This window comes from Mesorhizobium sp. CNPSo 4684 (genome assembly GCF_057784315.1).
In genome coordinates, this window is the sequence record NZ_JBWLUX010000030.1 from 57,336 (window position 1) to 78,134 (window position 20,799).

General features: G+C 62.8%; 23 protein-coding genes. 9 read left to right on the plus strand and 14 right to left on the minus strand.

Translation table 11 applies throughout. The features are described 5' to 3' along the window. Nucleotides 1-37: 37 nt before the first annotated feature. Nucleotides 38-2,791: a DUF2339 domain-containing protein gene (locus tag AC04SG_RS24880; protein WP_488553193.1), complete on the minus strand. Its 2,754-nt coding sequence runs from the start codon at nucleotides 2,789-2,791 to the stop codon at nucleotides 38-40. 246 nt (nucleotides 2,792-3,037) lie between these two features. On the opposite strand from AC04SG_RS24880, the gene AC04SG_RS24885 reads away from it, so the two are divergent. Further along, the gene (locus AC04SG_RS24885; protein WP_488553194.1) at nucleotides 3,038-3,502 is read left to right on the plus strand and encodes an NUDIX hydrolase; all 465 of its coding nucleotides are present in this window, start codon (nucleotides 3,038-3,040) and stop codon (nucleotides 3,500-3,502) included. Nucleotides 3,503-3,518: 16 nt separating this feature from the next. Here the strand turns inward: AC04SG_RS24885 and AC04SG_RS24890 are convergent, their stop codons facing one another. After that, on the minus strand, nucleotides 3,519-4,037 hold the full coding sequence (locus tag AC04SG_RS24890; protein WP_488553195.1) for a PaaI family thioesterase: 519 nt from the start codon (nucleotides 4,035-4,037) through the stop codon (nucleotides 3,519-3,521). A 10-nt stretch (nucleotides 4,038-4,047) separates the two neighbouring features. Next, nucleotides 4,048-4,824, minus strand: coding sequence for a DNA repair protein RecO (recO, locus tag AC04SG_RS24895; protein ID WP_488553196.1), 777 nt, complete (start codon nucleotides 4,822-4,824; stop codon nucleotides 4,048-4,050). 271 nt (nucleotides 4,825-5,095) lie between these two features. Here recO and AC04SG_RS24900 point away from each other — a divergent pair, with 271 nt between their 5' ends. Then, nucleotides 5,096-5,899 (plus strand): CPBP family intramembrane glutamic endopeptidase, encoded by an 804-nt coding sequence (locus AC04SG_RS24900; RefSeq protein WP_488553197.1) that lies wholly within the window; start codon nucleotides 5,096-5,098, stop codon nucleotides 5,897-5,899. Nucleotides 5,900-6,011: 112 nt separating this feature from the next. Here AC04SG_RS24900 and era read toward each other — a convergent pair whose 3' ends face one another. The 7 genes from era to AC04SG_RS24935 all read right to left on the minus strand — a co-directional run bounded on the left by era (nucleotide 6,012) and on the right by AC04SG_RS24935 (nucleotide 11,079). Next, the gene (era, locus tag AC04SG_RS24905; protein WP_112560732.1) at nucleotides 6,012-6,944 is read right to left on the minus strand and encodes a GTPase Era; all 933 of its coding nucleotides are present in this window, start codon (nucleotides 6,942-6,944) and stop codon (nucleotides 6,012-6,014) included. Further along, nucleotides 6,941-7,657 carry a ribonuclease III gene (rnc, locus tag AC04SG_RS24910; RefSeq protein ID WP_488553198.1) on the minus strand — a complete coding sequence of 239 codons (717 nt, stop codon included), beginning with the start codon at nucleotides 7,655-7,657 and terminating at the stop codon, nucleotides 6,941-6,943. The genes era and rnc overlap by 4 nt, the downstream gene beginning before the upstream one ends. Further along, a complete protein-coding gene (lepB, locus tag AC04SG_RS24915; protein ID WP_192256705.1) occupies nucleotides 7,657-8,406 on the minus strand; it encodes a signal peptidase I in 750 nt (249 codons plus the stop codon). The genes rnc and lepB overlap by 1 nt, the downstream gene beginning before the upstream one ends. Nucleotides 8,407-8,502: 96 nt before the next feature. After that, nucleotides 8,503-8,916, minus strand: coding sequence for a holo-ACP synthase (gene acpS, locus AC04SG_RS24920; protein ID WP_488553199.1), 414 nt, complete (start codon nucleotides 8,914-8,916; stop codon nucleotides 8,503-8,505). After that, on the minus strand, nucleotides 8,913-9,497 hold the full coding sequence (locus tag AC04SG_RS24925) for a DUF2062 domain-containing protein (protein WP_192256701.1): 585 nt from the start codon (nucleotides 9,495-9,497) through the stop codon (nucleotides 8,913-8,915). The genes acpS and AC04SG_RS24925 overlap by 4 nt, the downstream gene beginning before the upstream one ends. A 258-nt stretch (nucleotides 9,498-9,755) precedes the next feature. Then, entirely contained in the window at nucleotides 9,756-10,136 is a 381-nt protein-coding gene (locus AC04SG_RS24930; protein ID WP_488553200.1) for a VOC family protein, read from the minus strand. Nucleotides 10,137-10,155: 19 nt separating this feature from the next. Next, nucleotides 10,156-11,079: a LysR substrate-binding domain-containing protein gene (locus tag AC04SG_RS24935; protein ID WP_488553201.1), complete on the minus strand. Its 924-nt coding sequence runs from the start codon at nucleotides 11,077-11,079 to the stop codon at nucleotides 10,156-10,158. Nucleotides 11,080-11,215: 136 nt separating this feature from the next. Here AC04SG_RS24935 and AC04SG_RS24940 point away from each other — a divergent pair, with 136 nt between their 5' ends. From AC04SG_RS24940 to AC04SG_RS24955, 4 genes are all read left to right on the plus strand, one after another. Further along, a complete protein-coding gene (locus AC04SG_RS24940; RefSeq protein ID WP_488553202.1) occupies nucleotides 11,216-12,043 on the plus strand; it encodes a transporter substrate-binding domain-containing protein in 828 nt (275 codons plus the stop codon). A 13-nt stretch (nucleotides 12,044-12,056) separates the two neighbouring features. Then, on the plus strand, nucleotides 12,057-12,734 hold the full coding sequence (locus AC04SG_RS24945) for an amino acid ABC transporter permease (RefSeq protein ID WP_488553203.1): 678 nt from the start codon (nucleotides 12,057-12,059) through the stop codon (nucleotides 12,732-12,734). Between the two features lie 32 nt (nucleotides 12,735-12,766). Further along, the gene (locus AC04SG_RS24950; RefSeq protein WP_488553204.1) at nucleotides 12,767-13,543 is read left to right on the plus strand and encodes an amino acid ABC transporter ATP-binding protein; all 777 of its coding nucleotides are present in this window, start codon (nucleotides 12,767-12,769) and stop codon (nucleotides 13,541-13,543) included. An 83-nt stretch (nucleotides 13,544-13,626) separates the two neighbouring features. Continuing rightward, on the plus strand, nucleotides 13,627-14,283 hold the full coding sequence (locus tag AC04SG_RS24955; RefSeq protein ID WP_488553205.1) for an MBL fold metallo-hydrolase: 657 nt from the start codon (nucleotides 13,627-13,629) through the stop codon (nucleotides 14,281-14,283). A 31-nt stretch (nucleotides 14,284-14,314) separates the two neighbouring features. Here the strand turns inward: AC04SG_RS24955 and pyrE are convergent, their stop codons facing one another. The 3 genes from pyrE to rpoZ form a co-directional block, all read right to left on the minus strand. Continuing rightward, nucleotides 14,315-14,893: an orotate phosphoribosyltransferase gene (gene pyrE / locus AC04SG_RS24960; protein ID WP_488553206.1), complete on the minus strand. Its 579-nt coding sequence runs from the start codon at nucleotides 14,891-14,893 to the stop codon at nucleotides 14,315-14,317. A gap of 25 nt (nucleotides 14,894-14,918) precedes the next feature. After that, nucleotides 14,919-17,150, minus strand: a complete 2,232-nt coding sequence (locus AC04SG_RS24965; RefSeq protein WP_192256693.1) for a RelA/SpoT family protein — start codon at nucleotides 17,148-17,150, stop codon at nucleotides 14,919-14,921. A 127-nt stretch (nucleotides 17,151-17,277) separates the two neighbouring features. Then, nucleotides 17,278-17,679, minus strand: a complete 402-nt coding sequence (gene rpoZ / locus AC04SG_RS24970) for a DNA-directed RNA polymerase subunit omega (RefSeq protein WP_027045279.1) — start codon at nucleotides 17,677-17,679, stop codon at nucleotides 17,278-17,280. Between the two features lie 332 nt (nucleotides 17,680-18,011). Between rpoZ and AC04SG_RS24975 the strand changes: the two genes are divergently transcribed. Together AC04SG_RS24975 and AC04SG_RS24980 are read left to right on the plus strand one after the other, a co-directional pair. Next, a complete protein-coding gene (locus AC04SG_RS24975) occupies nucleotides 18,012-18,593 on the plus strand; it encodes a LabA-like NYN domain-containing protein (RefSeq protein WP_112560724.1) in 582 nt (193 codons plus the stop codon). Nucleotides 18,594-18,605: 12 nt separating this feature from the next. Continuing rightward, the gene (locus AC04SG_RS24980; RefSeq protein WP_488553207.1) at nucleotides 18,606-19,256 is read left to right on the plus strand and encodes a uracil-DNA glycosylase; all 651 of its coding nucleotides are present in this window, start codon (nucleotides 18,606-18,608) and stop codon (nucleotides 19,254-19,256) included. Between the two features lie 18 nt (nucleotides 19,257-19,274). On the opposite strand, the gene AC04SG_RS24985 is transcribed toward AC04SG_RS24980, so the two are convergent. Next, a complete protein-coding gene (locus tag AC04SG_RS24985; RefSeq protein WP_142867694.1) occupies nucleotides 19,275-19,748 on the minus strand; it encodes an Lrp/AsnC family transcriptional regulator in 474 nt (157 codons plus the stop codon). Between the two features lie 139 nt (nucleotides 19,749-19,887). Here AC04SG_RS24985 and AC04SG_RS24990 point away from each other — a divergent pair, with 139 nt between their 5' ends. After that, the gene (locus AC04SG_RS24990; RefSeq protein ID WP_488553208.1) at nucleotides 19,888-20,799 is read left to right on the plus strand and encodes a DMT family transporter; all 912 of its coding nucleotides are present in this window, start codon (nucleotides 19,888-19,890) and stop codon (nucleotides 20,797-20,799) included.

Sequence of the window (20,799 nt, forward strand, 5' to 3'; positions counted from 1 at the left end):
CCGATGGATATCTATATATCCCATCCTGGATATTCCATCAAGATTCCGGAACGCTCTCCTTCGCCGCCCGCGTCAGCAGCCGCTGGTAGAACAGCCCGATGCCGATCAGCACCGCACCCAGGCCGATGAAGGACAGCGCCCTGAGCACGCCTTCCAGCTCCGACATGTCGAAGAGGAAGACTTTCACCACGGCGATCGCAATCAGCGCCGCGGAGGCAATGCGCAGCACCTGCGATTTCAGCCAGACGCCGGCGGTCAGCAGCACGACACCGATGACCAGCCAGAGCGCCGAATAGGTGTAGGTCTCGAGCTGGCCGAGACCGCTCCACAGGCCAATGAACTCGCCCTTGAACACGCGCCTGACCGACAGTGTGGCGTAGGCGAAGACAAGCAGCGCCGCGACCACCGCCAGCATCTGCGCATACCATGGCGGCCGCCTGTCCCTGGCATAGAGCGCCAACCCGCCAGCGGCGATGGCCGGCAGGAGGTAGGCCAGGAACAACAGGTTGAACACCGGGATCTGGCCGGTCGACTCGTCTGTGAACAGCGGGTTCAGCACCAGGAAATGCTGGAAGACGATGAAGGCGACCGAGACCACGCCGGCGGCCATCGAGCCGTAGCGGAGCACCGAGCTTGGCGAGCGCATGTCGATGGCGACCAATATGGCGCCGGCGCCGATGGCGATCAGCGTATAGATCGCCTGTTCGGCGAGCGTGACGGTGCCGGTGTCGATGATGCCGCCATGCATGGCGTGGCGTACCAGCATGGCGACGGTAAGCAGCGCGAACAGGGCTGCACCCGCCTCCATGGCAAGGCGCGGCCGTCCATTGGTGGTGCGCGCGAGTTGCCAGGCGGCAAAGCCGAAGGCCAGCGCCGGCACGCCGTATCCTGGCAGCAGCCAGTTGAACACGGGCGTCTTCGTCAGAAATTCGGCGCCGACGATGGTCGGATCGAAGGCGACACGGCCAAGCACCGCGACGACCGCGCCAACCGAAATCCAACCGAGCACCGGATAGGAGCGCCAGCGCGTCGCCAGCGCCGGCACGACGGCGACCACGCCGGCAAGCAGCGTGGTCCAGCCGGAACCGAAGGCCATATGCAGCATCAGGAGGCCGGCCAGAGCCGAGCCGCAAAGTGCGAAGGAGACGGCGACATCGCCCTTGAGCGGCGGCTGTTCGGCGCGCGCGATCCCTTCGCCGCCGGCAGCGAAGACGACAATCAGAAGGGCAGCGACCGCGGCGTAGGCAAAATCGCGGTCGAGATTGCCGTAGGCGAGCCACAGCGTCAGCAGGATGACCAGCGGCGCGGCGACGCCCCATGCCGCCCAGCATGCCGCGCGAACCTGCGCGGTGGCGGCGAAGCGGCGTGCGGCCCAGAGGCCGGCGCCGATGAAGACCAGGCCGAGACCAATGCCGATGCGCAGCGTCCACGGGTTTCCGGCGGCCACCGGCATGCCGTCAAAGCCTATGTTTCCCTGGGATATGTCCGAGCCGATGGTGGCGGGCGGAATAATGCCGAGATAGATCATCACGCTCACCACACCGGCGGCATGAAGCAGGGGCAAAGCGCGCGGCCGGTAGAGTGCGGTGGCGACAAGAGCGACGAGAACGGTTGCGCCCGGCAAGGCGCCGCCGGCGGCGACAAGTGTCATGTCGACGGACAGGCCAAGTGCTGAAAACGCAACGAAGACGCCAGGCACGATCGAGGGCCAGTCGAAACCGTTCTTCGCAGTTTCCGCTTCGCCGCCACGACTGCCCAGCCAGACAAAGGCAAGCACAGCCAGAGTCACCGCGTCGATGAACAGGATGACGGCGAGGTCGGTGCCGGGCGCAGCCATCATGTAGGCGATGGTCCAGGCGCCGGTGCCGAAGAAGGCCGCCGCGATCAGGAATTTCCAGTCGCGCATGCGGGCGATCACCGCGGTGGCGGCAAGCACGATGGCGAGATAGATGAACAGCGCCCATGGGTTGGGTGCCTGCGAGGACACAAGCGCCGGCGTTGCCATGGAGCCGACAAGGCCGATGCCGGCCAGTGCCTGGCCGTGGACGAGAGCGGCGACAATCGTTGCCACGCCGATGGCGCCGAGCACAGTGAAGGCGAAGGCCGGGCCGACGAAGCCGTAAACGGCATGGGCGGCATAGACCGTGCCGAACAGGATGAAGGCGCCGGCGGCCGTCAGGATCGCCGGGATGTAGGCGCCAGCCACTCCTTCCACCGGGACCTTGAAGCCCGTGCGGCGGATGAACTCGCCGCCGCCGATCAGCACCAGACCGAGCAATGCCGCCAGGGCCAGCCGCACTTCCGGGCCGAAAATGCCGGCCTCGATGGTGTAGCGGATCAGGAACAGGCCGCCCAAGGCCAGCGCGATGCCGCCGACCCAGACCGCCCATCGTGTGCCGAGCGCGGTTTCGACTTCGGACTGCCGGGCCGCTTTCGCGGTGGCAGCCGGCGCGGATCCGGTCAACGCCGCCTTGGCCGCTGCTGACAGTTCCGGCATCGGCTCGCTGGTGGCCGCTTCGGGCGCCGCGGCCGGTGCTTTCGCCGCTTCGGCTACTGTTGGCGAAGCTATGTCGGCAATCGCCGTGGTGGCCTGAGCGGTATCCGCCGGCACGCTGTCATTTGCGGCCGCCTCAACCGCCTTGGCAGCGGGCGCAGCAACATTCACACCGGACAGAACCAGACTGCGCAGCGCGCCGAGTTCGCGCTCGATCAGGCTGATGCGGCCCTGCTGGCGCAAGACGAGGACGAACAGCACGACAACGACGACGGCGCCAATCAGGCTTTCAAACATGGCGGTTCCCCCAAACCAGGCCAGTTTTCACTGACAATTGCGGCAGCCACACGGCCACCCCAGACGGCTATTCAAGTCACGCCACCGCAATGGTGAGCGGAGAGAAATCATCGAGCATGTTTCGCCGGCAAATTCCAGCGGTCTACAGTCGTTATCCTCACCCATCATCCCGAATGGTCAGGAATGGCGCCGCCGCTACTTGCCAGGGACCCATGCTATCCTCAAATGAGCTACGAGGACAATCGAATGCCTAGAAGAAGCGCGGGACTGCTGATCCACCGGACAAGGGCCGGCATTCTCGAGTTTCTGCTGGTCCATCCCGGCGGTCCCTTCTGGGCAAGAAAGGACGAAGGCGCGTGGTCTATCCCCAAGGGTCTCATCGAAGAGAACGAGGATGAGCTGGCGGCCGCCCGGCGCGAGGCCGGAGAGGAACTCGGCGTCGCCATCGATGGCGATTTCGAGCCCGTTGGCAGCTATCGGCAACCGGGCGGCAAGATCGTCATCGCCTGGAGCGTCGAAGCCGATATCGATACCGATGCCATCAAAAGCGACATGTTCACCCTCGAATGGCCGCCAAGGTCGGGCTCGATGAAGGAATTCCCCGAAGTCGACAGAGCCGGCTGGTTTTCATTGCCTGAAGCCAGCCTCAAAATCCTCAGCGGTCAACGCGCCATCCTCGATGATTTCATGGAGCGGCGCAAAGCCGGCTGAGCCAAAGCCGCCTTCCTCAGCGCGCCGCCAGATTGGCGACTGGAAAGATCGAGCATGTCTCGGTGCCGAAGGCCAGCAACTTGCCCTGCGCGTCCTTCAACGTTGCCTCGGACACCGCCAGCGTGCGGCCCTTGTGGACGATCTTGCCCTCGCAGACCACTTCGCCGGTCTTCGGCGTGATCGGCCGCGTAAAATTCACCTTGAACTCCGCCGTCGTGTAGGCCTCGCCCTTCTCGAGCAGCGTCTGCACTGCGCAGGCCAGCGCCGAATCCAGCAGCGTCGCCGCCCAGCCGCCATGCACGCCGCCCAGCGGGTTGAGATGGCGCTCGCTCGGCATGCCACGAAACACCGCCCGCCCCTCCGACACTTCGGTCAGGGTAAAATTCAGCCGGAAGGAAATCGGCGGCGCTGGATATTTGCCGTCGATGATGCGCTGCAAAAGTTCGAGGCCGCTGTATTCGTGCAGGTCGCCAAGCGGAATGGTGCCGAGGCCAAGCGGCGACATCCGGCCGGGATAAAGTTCGACTTCGCTCATATGATGATGCTCAGGTTGTGATTTCTGGGGCAGCGTCTGTTGTTGCGGCGGCCTTGCCGCCCGAATGGTGCTTGCGCAAGGCGGCGAGGAAGCCGGCACGCGCGTCGGGCTGTTCGATGCCGCGCGGCTCATAGACATGGCGGGTGAAGAAGAAACCGGTCAGCCGGAACGCATCCTCGAGTGCCGCCTGATCGGCGCGCAGACCAGAGCCGCGCTGCAGGAAGGCCGGCAGCACCAGCATCTTGTCGCGCCATGGCGCGCCGGCCTGGCGCGACACGGCGCGGCCGGATTTCGGCGAGACATAGGCCAGATCCTGCCGGGCGCCAGTCGCCGCGCACTGGCTGAGATCGAGGCCAAAGCCGAGCTCGTCGAGGATGAGCAGTTCGAAGCGCGCCACCAATTCACCGGCGGCATCTGGATCGTCGAGATGGGCGATCATCACGGCCAGCGTCTCGTAGAGGGCGCCATGGGCGTCGCGCTCCGGCAGCAGCCTCAGATGCGCGGCCATGGTCTGCAGGCCGTAGACGGCCACCGCGCTGTCCATCAGCCGGGCGGCATTCATCTCGATCGCCTCGGCCTGAAAGATGCCGAGATGCTCGTCGAGGCGGGCCCGCCACAACAGGTCGACGCGGTTGCCGGGCTGCAGCACCGGCTGCTGCTTGCGCGAGCGGCCGCCGCGCACCAGGCCGAGATGGCGGCCATGCGCGCGCGTCATCACCTCGAGGATGGCGCTGGTTTCGCCATGCTTGCGGGTGCCGAGAATGATTCCCTCGTCGCGCCATTCCATGCCGGGAGCTTGTCACCGGTTGCGTGGCGAAATCAAGGATTACGCCAGGGACCCTGCATGGGCTCCTGACATCGGCGTGCGCCGAAATATCGGAAAACCATCGGAAAGCCGTCGGGATTTTCCGCCGCGCAATCGTCAGTAAGGACGGGTTGGCCGACACGGCCGAAGCACAACCTTCCGGAATGTTCGGATGGTTCGTGCCCAGATGCATGTCGACCGATCGGGCAGCCCGGCGACCTCTCATGCCCCCTGCCCGCCGAGAGGACCCGACATGATTTCCTTCCTGAGCCTGGTGCGAAGGCACCAGCTGATATCCTTCTTTTCAATGGCGCTTGGCCTGACCTGGCTGTTGTTCATCCCATTCTGGCTGTCGAAGGGCGACAGCATTCCGTGGTTCACCTTCGGGCCGGTGGTTGCCGCCTTCACCGTCGCGGCTCTTTCGGGAAGCTTGGCCTCGGTCAAGGCCATCCTTGCCTCGATGGTGAAGTCGCGGGTGCATCCGCTGTGGTATCTCGTGGCGTTCGGCCTGCCGTTCGCGGCACAGCTGGCCTCGATCCTGATCAATCCGCTGCTTGGGGCCGCAGCGCCCGCCTGGAGCAACATCCCGGCGATGAGCGAGATACTGCCGATCATCGCGCTCTACGCCGTCTTCAGCGGCCCGCTCGGTGAAGAGCCGGGTTGGCGCGGCTTTGCGACGCCGCGACTGCTGGCCAGCCATTCGGCGCTCACAGCCAGCCTGATCCTTGGCGTGCTCTGGGCGATCTGGCATTTTCCGCTCGGCCTGGTCGGCGACCTCAGTGTCTACGGTACGATCAACGTATTGCTGGCCGGCATCGTCTTTACCTGGCTCTATCAGAATACCGGCAGCGTGCTGCTCGCCTTCATCATGCATGTCACGCATCAGAACAGCGTCCGCTTCCTCGGCAAAGTGTTCACTGGCGGCGACTATGTGCAACAGCAATGGATCGGTGTCGCGATCTGGGCGATGATCGCGGCGGCAATCGTTGCCTATTACGGCACAGAAAGCTTTGTCCGCCGGCCCAAGGTTGCGCTTGCAGTCGCGAGTGCGGCCTGACCGTCACGCCACTCGCGCATGGTCGGCCAGCACCTCATCGATCACGCGCCGGGATCTTTCGGCCTCGGCCTGGTTGGCGTCGTGTCCGGCAACGTGATCAGCACGACGAAGCTCAATGCGGAAACTCAAGCCCCATCTCGCGGTAGCGCTCGGGGTCGTCGCCCCAGTTCTCCCGCACCTTGACGAACAGGAACAGGTGCACCTTCTGTTCCAAAATGCCGGCGATCTCCATCCGCGCGGCCTGCCCGATGGCGCGGATCGTCTCGCCCTTGTGGCCGAGCACGATCTTCTTCTGGCTGTCGCGCTCGACATAGATGGTCTGGTCGATACGCACCGAGCCGTCCGGCTTCTCTTCCCATTTCTCGGTCTCGATATGGGAGGAATAGGGCAACTCCTGATGCAGCCGCAAATACAGCTTTTCGCGCGTGATCTCGGCTGCCAGCTGGCGCATCGGCAGGTCGGAGATCTGATCCTCCGGATAGTACCAGGGGCCGACTGGCAGCGCTTGCGCGAGGTAGTCGAGCAGGTCCTTGCAGCCGGAGCCGGTCAGCGCCGAGACCATGAAGGTGCGCTTGAACGGCACTTTTTCGTTGGCTGCCGCGGCCAAGGCCAGCAGCGCCTCGTGCTTGACCCGGTCGACCTTGTTGAGGATCAGCACCATCGGCTGGCGGACATCCTTCAGCCGCTCGAGGATGGCGTCGGCGTCGCCCCGGATGCCGCGCTCGGCATCGATCAAGAGCAGCACGATATCGGCGTCCTTGGCGCCGCCCCAGGCGGTTGTCACCATCGCGGTGTCGAGCCGGCGCTTCGGCTTGAAGATGCCGGGCGTGTCGACGAAGACGATCTGTGCATTGTCATGGGTGGCGATGCCGCGCACGATAGCGCGGGTGGTCTGCACCTTGTGGGTGACGATCGACACTTTGGCGCCGACCAGTTGGTTGACCAAAGTCGACTTGCCGGCATTGGGCGCGCCGATCAGGGCGACGAAGCCGGAATGCGTTGCAGGCGCTTCCGCTGCCGAGGGCAAGTCTTCGCTGGCGGTCATGCCGCACTCCCTTGGTTGGCCCAGATGCCTTCGCGCACAAGAAATGCCGATGCCGCCGCTTCTTCGGCTGCACGGCGAGAGCCGCCCATGCCGCTTGCCGGGGCAAAACCACTGACCTTCACGGAGACCGTGAAGACCGGTTGGTGTTCAGGTCCTTCGCGTTTTTCGATCGCGTATTCGGGCCTGACATCGCTGCTCTTGGCGATCCATTCCTGCAGGTCGGATTTCGGATTGGGCGGCTTTGCTACGACCTTTTGCGAGCGCGGCTCCCAGTATCGCAGGACGAATTGCCTGGCCGCATCGAGGCCGCCATCGATATAGACCGCCGCGATCAGCGCCTCGACCGCATCCGCCAGATAGTTTCCGCCCGAGCCGCGCGAGCGCGCCTTCAAGGCGGCGTCGGCCCGCACTAGATCTTCCAGCTGCATTTCAATGCCGATCTCGGAACATGTCCGCGCATCGACCAGGGCATTGAAGCGAGGGGCGATCTCACCTTCCGGCGCTTCGGGAAATTTTTCGAAAAGCAGGTCGGCAACGATCAGGCCGAGCACGCGGTCGCCGAGGAATTCGAGGCGCTGGTTGTTGCTGTTGGCCCTGACCGCACTGGAATGGGTCAGCGCGGTCTCGAGCAAACGAACATCCCGGAAGGAATGGCCGGTTCTGGCTTTCACCAAATCGGCCAGAGTTTCACCAGTCGGGCGCTTCAAAGCCATCAATTTACGAAATGGAACATGCGCGACAGGCGCACCAGCGACGGCCATTTCCAGATCTCAAGCGGGCTCGCTTTGCCTGCGATCGAGAAGAAGACGATGTTGGCGCGGCCGACCAGGTTTTCAGCCGGCACGTAGCCGACGCTCAGGCGGCTGTCGGAGGAATTGTCGCGGTTATCACCCATCATGAAATAGTTGCCGGGCGGCACAACGAACTCGCGGGTGTTGTCGGTGATCGAATTCGGTGTCAGGTCGAGCGTGTCGTAGCTGACGCCGTTGGGCAGAGTCTCGCGATAGACATCGACCGGCTCGGGCACTTCCGTGATATCAGGATTTTGGATCTGGCCGGTCTTCACGCGCGGAACACCCTGGCCATTGATGAACAGCTGGCCGTCCTTCATCTGGATATGGTCGCCGGGGAGGCCGACGACGCGCTTGATGTAATCGAGCGACGGATCCGGCGGGAACTTGAACACCACCACGTCGCCACGCTTCGGGTCGGAACCCCAGATACGGCCCGAAAAGATGTCGGGCCCGAACGGCAGCGAATAGCGCGAGAAGCCATAGGACCATTTGGTGACGAAAAGATAGTCGCCTTCGAGCAAGGTCGGCCGCATCGACCCCGACGGGATCGAGAAGGGTTGGAACAGGAGCGTGCGGATGACCATGGCCAGCAGCAAAGCCTGGATGATGACGCTGACGATTTCGCCAAGCCCGCCGGATTTCTTCTCGGATTTTTCAGCCACGCTCATGTCGTCCTCGATTGTGCTTGGATGGGTATAGAGTCTCGGCGCGCGCTGGGCAACGTCATGCCGGCGTTAGATATAATCGCCGGTCGTCAGATGCAATCAATGTGGCGCTTGTTCGGCGGGCAGCGCCTCGATGATCACAAAGGCTTGAGCAAGCGGGAAATCGTCGGTGATTGTGAGGTGGATCGCCGCTTTGTGTCCTTGCGGCAGGATTTTGGCCAGCTGCGCGGCCGCCCCGCCGGTCAACGCCATGGTCGGTTTGCCGCTAGGCAGGTTGACGACTCCCATGTCGCGCCAGAACACACCTTGCGCCAGGCCGGTGCCGAGCGCCTTGGCGCAGGCTTCCTTGGCGGCGAAGCGCTTGGCATAGGAGGCGGCACGCGCGCCACGGCCCTCGGAGCGGGCCTGCTCGACCTCGGTGTAGATGCGCTGGATGAAACGCTGGCCATGCCGTTCCAGCGACTTTTCGATGCGTCTGATGTCGATCAGGTCGCTGCCGATGCCGATGATCATTCCGCCGGGACTTCTCGTCCGCCGTGGCCGGCTTTGTGTGCCCGTTCGGCCATGCGCTTGCGGCGCTGCTCGCGAAAGGCGGTCATGCCCCAGCGGGTGATGCCGTAGAAGATGAGCCCGAAGACCAGCCCGAGCGGCACCGCGCCGATCAGCATCGGCTCCAGCACCGGGTGCCACAGTTTGGCAAACGACAGCGTGTGCATCATCTCACCAAGATGCGCAGGCGGTCCGTTCTTGGGCAGGCGTTCATGCAGGATCAGCTTGCCGACTTCCCAGGACGCCCCCCACAGCAGCGGGAAAGTCAGCGGATTGCCGAAGAATACCGCGCCGAGGGCGGCGGCCACCAGATTGCCGGCGATTACCCAGCAGAGCACGGCGGCGACGGCGAAATGGAAGCCGAGCGGGAAGAAGGAGGCGAACACGCCGGCCGCGACGCCGGCCGCCACTGCGTGCGGCGTCGCCTTCAGCCTGAGGATGCGCTTGGAGAAATACTGCAACGAGCGGGAAAACGAGCGGCGCGGCCATAGATAGGTACGCACCCGCTCCAACAGGCCATCAGGCTTGCGGCGTCGAAAAAGCACTCTGTTTCAATTCCCGTTCAGCAACGCCCCAACCATCCCAGGCCGGACGCGATAGGTCTATCTTGCGCTTCGAGGGCGCAGAAAGGCAACAACGACTTTAATATAGCGACTGCCTTGCCGCGGAACAACGAAACGCCGCGCTGGTCTGCCGCAGTCCTGTAAAAGAGCGCCATTGGGGCGAAACTGAGGACAACCCCAGGTGAGAGGTTAGATACGACGATAAGGCCGGCCCGCGAAGACCATGCCGAGGCGGATAGACTATTTCAGATATTCGCTGACTTCGACCAGATTGCCGTCCGGATCGCGAAAATAGACCGACATCATTGGGCCGCGAGCGCCGGTACGTTCGACCGGACCGACTTCTATTGCCACGCCATTGACCTCCAGGCTGCCACAGATCTCGGCGAGCGGCCTGGCGGCGACCAGACAGAAATCGCCGGACCCGGCCGTCGGCGTCCTGGCTTTCGGCTCAAAAGTGCGGCCGACTTCATGCAGGTTGATCTTCTGCGACCCGAACAGCAGCGCCGTCGGCCGGTTCGGCTCGTCGAGACGTTTCAGGCCTAGCACGCGCTGATAGAACGCGCAGGTGGCCTCCACCGAGCGGACCGTCAGCACGAAATGATCGATGGCACCTATCACAGCTAAGCTCCTGCCTGGATCAGCCGGAAATCCTTTGACGGCGGCCAGTCGCCTCGATTTTCGACGCTTCGGCGACGAGCCAGTCGATAAAATAGCTAACGTCCTCACGCTGGCGCTTGGCTTCGGCGCACAGGCAATAGTAGTTGTGAATGGCGGGTACGGCGAGAGGCAATGGTTGCACCAGCCTGCCCTCATCCAGGTCCCGCGCGGAGATGATCTCGTCGCTCAAAGCGACGCCGTAGCCGTCCCGTGCCGCTTGCAGGACAATGCCGAAGTCATCGAAAAACACGTCAGATGAGCCGGTGTATACGCCGCCCGCCGCAGCTTGGTACCGGCGCCATTGCGAACCGTCATCCTCATGCAGCAAGCGATGCGACGCCAAGTCGCCGATCTGCCTGATCGCGTTCGGGCCACGTAGCAGTTGCGGACTGCATACCGGGGTCATGCGTATCCCGTGAAGCAACTGCCACCAAAAACCGGGCCAAGGTGGAACGCCATAAACCACGGACACGTCGGCCTTCCGCCAGTCCACTTGGTTGAAACGGGCCGCGGTGACGACATTGAGCGTGAAATTCCGGTTCTCTGCCATGAAGTCGAACAGGCGCGTTGCAAGCCACGCGACACCGTGAACCTGGGGCATCGATATCGTCAGCACGCTTTTGGTGATGGATGCCGCCTTGCGCGCCGCGACATCTCGAACTCCCACCATCAGCGTGTCGAGTGCCTTTCGCACGGAACGTTGAAGGGTAGCGCCCTCCTCGGTCAATGCGAGCTGGCGACCGCGCTTCTCGAACAGTTCGACACCCAGAGAAAGCTGGAGAGAGCGTATCTGCTGACTGACGGCCCCTGGGGTGACATGCAGTTCGGCGGCAGCGGCGCCCATGTGACCCAGCCTGGCGACGCTTTCGAAGACTCTGAGCGCATTCAGCGGCGGCAATCGCATCCACTCCTCCCGGTTTCGCGTGACCGTTTAGTCTTCCTGCGATTCTTTCGCACATAAATTTTAGCTTGTCTGCATTTGGCCACGCGGTAGCTGTTAGCCGGCCCGGCAAGGGCAACGGTCAGAGGGAAACAAAACAATGAACATTCATTCGAAAAGGGCGGCGATGCTTACGCTCGCTGCCGGTATAGCAATGGGAATGAGCGTGCATGCCTCGGCTGCCGCGGACAAGCCGAAATTTGCCGCCGAAGGCTCGCTGAAGGTTTGTACGGCTGGCGACTTTCCGCCCATGCAGTATTACAAGAACCCGGGCGATGCCGACCTCGTCGGCTTCGAGATTGATGTCATCAACGCAATCGCCAAACGCTGGGACGCGAAGGCCGAATTCGTAGTCGGCGACTTCAAGGGGCTTCTGCCGTCGCTCGACTCGCAAAGATGCGACCTGGTCGCAAGCGGCATCATGATCACCCCCGTGAGACTGGAGAAATACGACGGCGTTCCGTATTTCGGATCCCATGTCGTGCTGCTGGTGCCCGGTTCGGATGCGGACAGCAAAGCCCCGGAGGACATGAGCGGCAAGGTGATGGCGATCGAGGCCGGAACGACCTACGAAAAGGTGATCGCGGACCTGAACGCGAAGCTGGCAGCCCGCGGCAAGGCACCCATCCAGGTGCAGACCTACCCGTCGGCATCCGGCGTCATCGAACAGATACTGGTCGGGCGCGCCGCCTCCACGATTACGCAGGACACCACCGCGGCTTTTCGAATGATGCAGATGCCCGACCGGTTGAAGGTCGCCTACACCTACGCCGACAGCGAAACCTACGGCATCTACATGCGCAAGAACCCGGCAGATCGCGCAATGGTCAAGGATGCAATCGAGGCCCTTCAGAAGAGCGGCGAGATGAAGGATCTCCTGGCAAAGTGGCGTCTGCCGGCGACTTCTACCGACGTCCCGCACGACTGACGAGGCGGGCGGAATGTTTGACTACCATCTGTTCCTTTCGGCTGTCTTTGGCTGGCCCCTTGCAAAAGGGGCTCTGCTGACGACGGTGTTGACCATATCGGTAATGACTTGCTCCTTGATCGTGGCAACACTGTTCGGATCGGTTGCCGGATCCCAGAAGAAGGCGTTGCGTTGGTCGGTCGGCGGCTATGTCTGGCTTTTCCGTGGCGCGCCGGCGCTGTTGATCCTGCTGTTCGTCTGGAACGGACTGCCGCAACTGTCGGCGGTGTTCAGGCAGGCCTGGTTCACGCCTTTCATCGCGGCCTTCCTGGCGCTGACGCTGATTGAGGTCGCCTATCTGACGGAGATCCTTCGAGGCGCCTTTGCGGCGGTCGGAAAAGGCCAACACGAAGGCGCCGCGGCCCTCGGGCTGCATCGGTGGCAGATTTTCGTCCTGATCACGCTGCCGCAGGCGCTGAGAGTTGCGGTTCCTGCCCTGATCAACGAGTTCATCTCGTTGTTGAAGGCCACGTCGTTGGCAACGGTGATTTCGCTCAAGGAGCTCATGACGCTCACCCAGTTCGCCATTGCGACCAGTTTCCGGTTTCTCGAATGGTACGGCGCCGCGTTGGTTTACTACATGCTGATGGTCTCCGTGCTGACAGTCTTCCAGACGCGCATCGAACGCCTGCTTTCGAAGGGGCATCGATAACAGTCGCGCATTTCACACGAGAGACGAAACAAATGACTTCAGAACAACTGACGGGTGCGACCGGCGTCGCACCTGGAACGCCAGCCATTGAGCTCGTCAAGGTCGCCAAGTCCTATGGCAGCTTCAAGGCTCTGCAAGGCGTGTCGATGACCGTGGAGCGGGGATCGCGGATGGTCATCTGCGGCCCGTCCGGTTCGGGCAAATCAACGCTTATCAGGTGTATCAACCGGCTCGAAATCCATGACGCGGGCGTCATCACCGTCAACGGGGCAGAACTAACCGACCAGATCGTCAGAATCGACCGCATCAGACGAGACGTCGGCATGGTGTTTCAGCACTTCAATTTGTTCCCGCATCTCACCGTTCTCCAGAACTGCACCCTGGCTCAACGCTGGGTGAGGAGACGCTCGCACAGGGAAGCATCAGACATCGCCATGGCGCTTTTGGAACGGGTGGGCATCCCCGAAAAAGCAAGCAGCTATCCAGCAGAGCTTTCGGGCGGACAACAGCAGCGGGTCGCCATCGCCCGAGCCCTGTGCATGAACCCAAGCATCATGCTGTTCGACGAGCCCACCTCCGCGCTTGACCCGGAGATGGTCAAGGAAGTGCTCGATACCATGGTCAGTCTGGCGGCAGACGGCATGACCATGATTTGCGTCACACACGAGATGGGATTTGCCAGGCAGGTCGCGAGCCAGGTCGCCTTCATGGAAGGCGGCAAGGTCATCGAGAGCAATACGCCGGAGAGGCTTTTCTCAACTCCCGCGCATGAACGCACCAGGCGCTTTCTGAGCAATCTCCTTCATTGAACAGGTGTGATGTGGGCAACCTCCCGGATTGGTTCGCGGCTGAACGGGTTTCCGATAAGATCCTTCGAATCTGGGAGCCATATGTGCATCCCTTCTTCCGGGCCAACCTCTTTCACGTGACGGGAAGGGACGCCGATCTCATCATCGACTTCGGCATGGGACTGCAGTCCCTTCGCCGGTTCCTGCGCCTCAGGAGCGGCAAGCCGGTATTGGCCGTCGCGACCCATGCCCATGTCGACCACGTAGGCTCGTTTCATGAATTCGAGCACCGTCTGGGACATGCGGCGGAAGAAGACGGGTTCGCGACGATGGCGGACGAGCACACCTTGGCCGGCTTCTTTCGAGCTCAGCCGGAGCCGGTTTCCCGACCCCCCTATCCAGCGTGGTCTCCCGAGGGCTACGTCATTGCCCCGTCGCCTCTCACGGACGCGCTGATCGAAAACCGCCGCATCGAAACAGGGGATGCGTCATACCGAACTCTGCACCTGCCGGGTCATTCTCCGGGCTCGATCGGATTGCTCGACGAGCAGAACGGCGTCCTGTTCAGCGGAGACGCCATTTACGATGGCTTGCTTGTCGATGATTTGCCCAGTTGCGATAAGGCCCAATATCGTAAAACGATGGAGCGGCTTCTTATCCTCGAGGTGGACGTGGCGTATGGCGGGCATGGCAATCCGATGTCCCGAGAGCGGATGAGATCGATCGCCGAAGGCTATCTGAAATCCGCGCTCCTCGAGTGATCCGCGAGATAAGGCGTCAGGGCATACCGATTCAGATATTGCGGCTTCCTGGCTTAACGGCCGGTATGGCGGCCAGTTCCGGCGGCAGGCGGTCGGCGGGATAGGCCGGCACCTCATAGTCGGCGAGCGCGATCAGTGGCACGCCGACATTGGTCCTGCCGGCCGAGCGGTCGATGATGCAGGCCCCCGCCACGACCTCAGCGCCAAGCGCGCGCAGGCAGTCGATGGTCTCGCGGATCGAGAGGCCGGTGGTGACGATGTCCTCGACGATGACGACGCGCGATCCCGGCGCGATCTCGAAGCGGCGCAGCCTGAACTCGCCGCCTTCGCGCTCGACCCAGATTGCGGGCACGCCGAGATGGCGCGACGTCTCGTAGGCCGGGATCAGACCGCCGATCGCCGGGCCGACGACATAGTCTATCTTGCCCGGCACCGCCTTGCGGATCTTTTCGGCCAGCGCCTTGCACAGGCGCTCCGTCTTGTCGGCATGCATGAAGACCCGGGCCTTCTGCAGGAAGATTGGGCTGCGCAGGCCTGATGTCAGGATGAAATGTCCCTCCAGAACAGCGCCCGCCTCGCGGAATATGCCCAGCACTTCGTCCGTGTTCATCCTGCCTGCCCCGAAAAACTAGTGGTTAGCCGTTGACGCGCCGCGCATCGCTGACGCTCGAATTGTCCTTGAGCTGCGACAGCAGCCGGTTGAGATGCTTCAGATCCCAGACTTCGAGATCGATCAGCATTTCGGTGAAGTCGGGCGCGGTGCGCACCATCGACAGCGTATGGATGTTGGCGTCGTTCGAGGCAACCACCTGGGCGATGTCGGCCAACGACCCTGGCGCGTTGATGGCGGTGACCGAGACGCGCGCCGGAAAGCGTTCCTTGGTCTGCTCGTCAATGTCCCAGCGCACGTCGATCCAGCGCTCCGGCTGGTCGTCGAAGGCCTGCAGCGCCGGCGACTGGATGGGATAGATGGTGATGCCGGTGCCGGGCTGGACGATGCCGACGATGCGGTCGCCGGGCACGGCTCCTTCCGGCGCGAAGCGCACCGGCAGGTCGCCTCGCACGCCGCGGATCGGTACAGCGCCATCGCGCGGCTGGTTTTTGTCCTTGCGCGCGGCTCGCGTACCGGGCATCTGGAACAGCATGCCGGCGGCGTTGCGGATCTTCGACCAGCCCTCCTCGCGCTGCTTGGGGGCACTGACGGTGACGCGCTCGTCCTTGTAGTCGGGAAAGACCGCCTTCATCACGTCGGTGGAGGCCAGTTCGCCGCGCCCGACCGAGGCCAGCACATCCTCGATGTCCTTGCGCGCCAGCCGGTGCAGCACCGGCTTCAGGTTTTCCTTGGTGAAGGTCTTGCCGGCGCGTTCGAAAGCGCGCTCGAGGATACGGGCGCCGAGACCCGAATACTGCTTGCGGATGGCGTTCTTGGTGGCGCGGCGGATGGCCGAGCGCGCCTTGCCGGTGACAACCACCGATTCCCAGGCCGCCGGCGGCACCTGCGCCTTGGAGCGGATGATCTCGACCTCGTCGCCGTTCTTGAGCTCGGTCATCAGCGGCATGATGCGGCCGTTGACCTTGGCGCCGACGCAGGTGTCGCCGACATCGGTGTGCACGGCATAGGCAAAATCGATGGGGGTGGCGCCGCGCGGCAGCGCGATCAGCATGCCTTTCGGCGTGAAGCAGAACACCTGGTCCTGGAACAGCTCCAGCTTGGTGTTTTCGAGGAAATCCTCCGGGTTGTCGCCTTCGGCCAGTTGCTCGATGGTGCGCCGCAACCAGGCGTAAGCGTTGGTCTCTTTTGAGATCGTATGGGCGGCACCGTTGGTCTTGCCGCCGGTGTCCTTGTAGATCGAATGGGCAGCGACGCCGTATTCGGCGATCTTGTTCATCTCGCGGGTGCGGATCTGCAGTTCGACGCGCTGGCGCGAGGGGCCGACGATTGTGGTGTGGATCGAGCGGTAATCGTTCTGCTTCGGCGTCGAGATGTAATCCTTGAAGCGGCCGGGCACCATCGACCATGTCGTGTGGATGGCGCCGAGCGCGCGGTAACAATCTTCGACGCTGTCGACGACGACGCGGAAACCGAAAATGTCCGAGAGCTGCTCGAAGGACAGCGCCTTGGCCTCCATCTTGCGAAACACCGACCACGGCTTCTTCTGCCGGCTCTTCACGCCGGCGTTGATCGCGTGCTTCTCGAACAGCGCCGACAGCGCCTTCTCAATGTCGGTCAGCACGCCCTTGTTGCGCTCGAAGATCTCGGCAAGCCGCGCGGTCACGGCGCGATAGGCTTCCGGATTGATGAAGCGGAAGGCGATCTCCTCCAGCTCCTCGCGCATGCCTTGCATGCCCATGCGCCCGGCGAGCGGCGCATAGATATCCATCGTCTCCTCGGCGATGCGCAGGCGCTTGGCCTCGGGCATGTGGTCGAGGGTGCGCATGTTGTGCAAACGGTCGGCGAGCTTGACCAGAAGGACGCGCACATCCTCCGAGATGGCCAGCAGCAGCTTGCGCAGGTTCTCCGCCTGCTCGGCCTTCTTGGAGACGAGATCGAGCTTCTTCAGCTTGGTCAGACCCTCGACCAGCTTGCCCATTTCGGGGCCGAACAGATCGTCAATCTCGGCCCGCGTCGCGGTCGTGTCCTCGATCGTGTCGTGCAGCAGAGCGACGGCGATCGTCGCCTCGTCCATGTGCATTTCGGTGAGGATGGCGGCGACTTCGAGCGGATGGGAGAAATAGGGATCGCCGGACGCGCGCTTCTGGTGGCCATGCTTCTGCATGGCGTAGACATAGGCCTTGTTGAGCAACGCCTCGTTGACGTCAGGCTTGTAGCGCGCGACGCGCTCGACAAGCTCATACTGACGCATCATGGGCGGGTTCTCGCGGTGCTGAAATGATTGATGCGCCGCACTAGCGTACGGCGCATCTCATAGATAGCCACGAAACTGACGGGACGGAAGTGCCGGAACCATATTCCCGGCAGGTCCAGAGCGCCGCCTAGTAGTCGTCGCTCTTTTCTGGCGGTACCAGGCCTTCGATGCCGGCCAGCAAGTCTTCCTCGGTCATGCGATCGAAGGTGACGTTTTCTTCGGCGTCGTCGGCATCGGTTGCCGCGACTGCGCCGCCGGTCTGGTCGGCGATCGCCTCGCCGTCGGCTTCGGGCTCGTCGACCTCGACATGCTTCTGCAGCGAGTGGATCAGATCTTCCTTGAGATCGTCGGGCGACAGCGTCTCATCGGCGATCTCGCGCAGCGCTACGACCGGATTCTTGTCGTTGTCGCGCGGCACGGTGATCGGCGCGCCCTGGCTGATCTGGCGGGCGCGATGGCCGGCGAGCAGCACGAGCTCGAAGCGGTTGTCGACCTTGTCGATGCAGTCTTCAACGGTTACGCGGGCCATTGATTGCCCCTTTCATGCCTGGATTTGATGGAAAACAGGCGCGGTCCATAACCCGAACGCCGCCAAAATACAAGCATTATGGCACTGTGACCTCATGGGCCGACCAATACCGGTTTTCGGGCGCCGATGAATGGCTTGCCGGCGAAGCTCGCCCACCGGCGGCGATACGGCCCCGATCACAATTGCTTGCAGTCGCCCCAGGCACCCTTGGATTGCCGTAAAACTGGCGCTATCTCGGTTGACGAAAGGTCAGCCGGTTTATTTACGAGCCGACCGATATATCAGACCCATTTCGATTAGTCCGCCACCTATTTCGAAAAAGGAATATTGCCATGTTCGACCCCCGTGAAAAAATCGCTCTTTTCATCGACGGCGCCAATCTTTACGCCACCTCGCGGGCACTCGGCTTCGACATAGACTACCGCAAACTGCTGTCGAGCTTTCAAAAGCGCGGCTATCTGCTGCGTGCTTACTACTACACCGCATTGGTCGAGGACCAGGAATACTCTTCAATCCGTCCCTTGATCGACTGGCTCGACTATAATGGCTTTAAGGTGGTGACCAAGCCGGCCAAGGAATTCACCGACTCGACCGGCCGCCGCAAGATCAAGGGCAACATGGACATCGAGCTGACCGTCGATGCGCTGGAGCTTGCCGATGTCGTCGACCACTATGTCATCTTCTCCGGCGATGGCGATTTCCGCACGCTGGTCGAAGCGCTGCAACGGCGCGGCCGCAAGGTCTCGATCGTCTCCACCATGGCCTCGCAACCGCCGATGATCTCGGACGATCTGCGCCGCCAGGCCGACCACTTCATCGACCTGACATCGCTGAAGAACGAGGTCGGCCGCGATCCATCCGAGCGGCCGGTGCGCCGGCCCGAGCCGGCCGAGGTCGACGAGGAAGACTATTGAGAAGCGGTCGCCTTGAACGCCGCTTCCGAACCCGACCGCGACTGCCCGCTCTGCCCGCGCCTGCATGATTTCATCGCAGACTGGCGGCAGCGCGAGCCGTCCTGGTTCAACGCGCCGGTGCCGACCTTCTTGCCGCCAGAAGGCGACGGCGCCGTCGAGCTGCTGATCGTCGGACTGGCGCCCGGACTGCGCGGCGCCAACCGGACGGGGCGGCCGTTCACCGGCGACTATGCCGGCGACCTGCTCTATTCCACACTGATCGCGCACGGCTTCGCGCGCGGCGAGTTCAAGGCGCGGCCCGACGACGGCTTGCTGCTCGTCGGCACCGCGATCACCAATGCGGTGCGCTGCGTGCCGCCAGAGAACAAGCCGGTCAGCGCCGAGATCGCTACCTGCCGCAGTTTTTTGGTGCCGACGATTGCGCGCTTCCCCAGGCTGCGTGCAGTGCTGGCGCTGGGTTCGATCGCTCACCAGTCGACGGTCAGGGCGCTGGGCCAGCGCGTCGCCGCCTATCCATTCAAACATGGTGGCCGGCTCGAGGCCGGCGCTGTTACACTGTTTTCCAGCTATCACTGCTCGCGCTACAACACCAACACCGGTGTTTTGACGGAAGCCATGTTCGTCAAGGTCTTCAGCGACATCGCCGCATTCCTGCGGGGCTGAGGGCTGCCAAGTGTCGTCTCATACCGGCAGCAGCGCGTCCGGCTTCACATCCGATATCGACGCATAGGTGTGGGTTTCCCGCACACCCGGCAGCGGCAGGATCACGCGCTTGAGAAAATCCTGATAGGCGGCCATCTCGGAAATGCGCGCCTTCACCAGATAGTCGAAGCCGCCGACGACCATGTGGCACTCCAGCACTTCGGGGGCTTTCGCCACTGCCTCGGCGAAGCGGTCGAACACATGCGGCGCTGCCTGGTCGAGCCTGACTTCGATGAAGACAAGCGTGCCCCGGCCGATCTTTTGCGGATTGAGCACGGCCCGGACGGCAGTGATGAACCCGTCACGAAACAGGCGCTTCACCCGCTGGCTGGCGCCGGTCGGCGACAGGCCGACTCGGGCTGCGAGATCGAGCGTGGTGCGGCGACCGTCCTCCTGCAGCAACCGCAGCAGGCTGCGGTCGATGGCATCAAGCTGATCGGATTCATGATTCACGTTTGTAGTGCCCCTGTTGTGTGATTTTCACTTCCCGATTGCGAAAACAGCATATTTTGTCGCACCATTTTCAACAATAGGCTGCGCTTTAAACGAGAGCCGCTAGAGGAAGAAACCTCCGCCGGCAGGATCCAACGGGATGAGAATGCGCGCGGCAGAGGACCGAAACACGAAGCGGGCAATTCCTGCCGGCCTGGCCATGATCGGCATTTACGCCTTGCAGTTCGTCGCCGCCCGGTTCAGCCTGCGGGAGCATCTGACGGCGACCGATCTCGCGACCTTGCGCTTTATCGGCGCCGGCATGGTCATGCTGCCGGTCGTCTGGAGAAGCGGCCTGGCGACCATCAAGGCATTGGGCTGGAGACGTGCCTTGACGCTGGCGGCGCTGGCCGGACTGCCCTACCCGATCATCATCAATTGGGGCCTGACCTATGCGCCCGCCGCGCATGGCGCGGCACTTTGCCCTGCCTCGATCGTGTTCTTCTCGTTCGTGCTGTCGCACATGGCTACGACTGATAAAGCCTCGCGCCAGCGAACCATCGGCGTCGCCGCCATCATCGCCGGGCTGATCCTTTTCATCGCGCCGGTGCGCCCCGGCAACGGCGTGAAGGATGTCCTGTTCGGTGATCTTTTGTTCATCGCGTCGGGCGCAATGTTTGCCGCCTATGCCGTTCTCGTGCGGCGCTGGCGCGTCAATCCGGTCACGGCGACCGCAACGGTCGTGCTCCTGTCATGCGTGCCGCTGCCATTGCTCTATTTCTTTGCCCCGAACGGGCTGCGCGCCGCATCAGTGGCCGAGATCGCCAGCCAGATCGTCATTCAAGGGTTTTTGGCAGGTGCGGCCGCCATGTTCCTCTACACCTATGTCGTCCGGCAGCTGGGGTCGCAAACGGCATCGCTGTTCATGCCATGCGTGCCGATCGCAACTGTCCTGATCGCCATGACGGTGCTCGGCGAAACGCCGACCGGCACCCAGTTCGCCGCCATCGTGATCATGGCTGCGGGAATGGCCTTTTCGGCTGTTGCCAGACCTGCGGCCAAGACTGCCTGA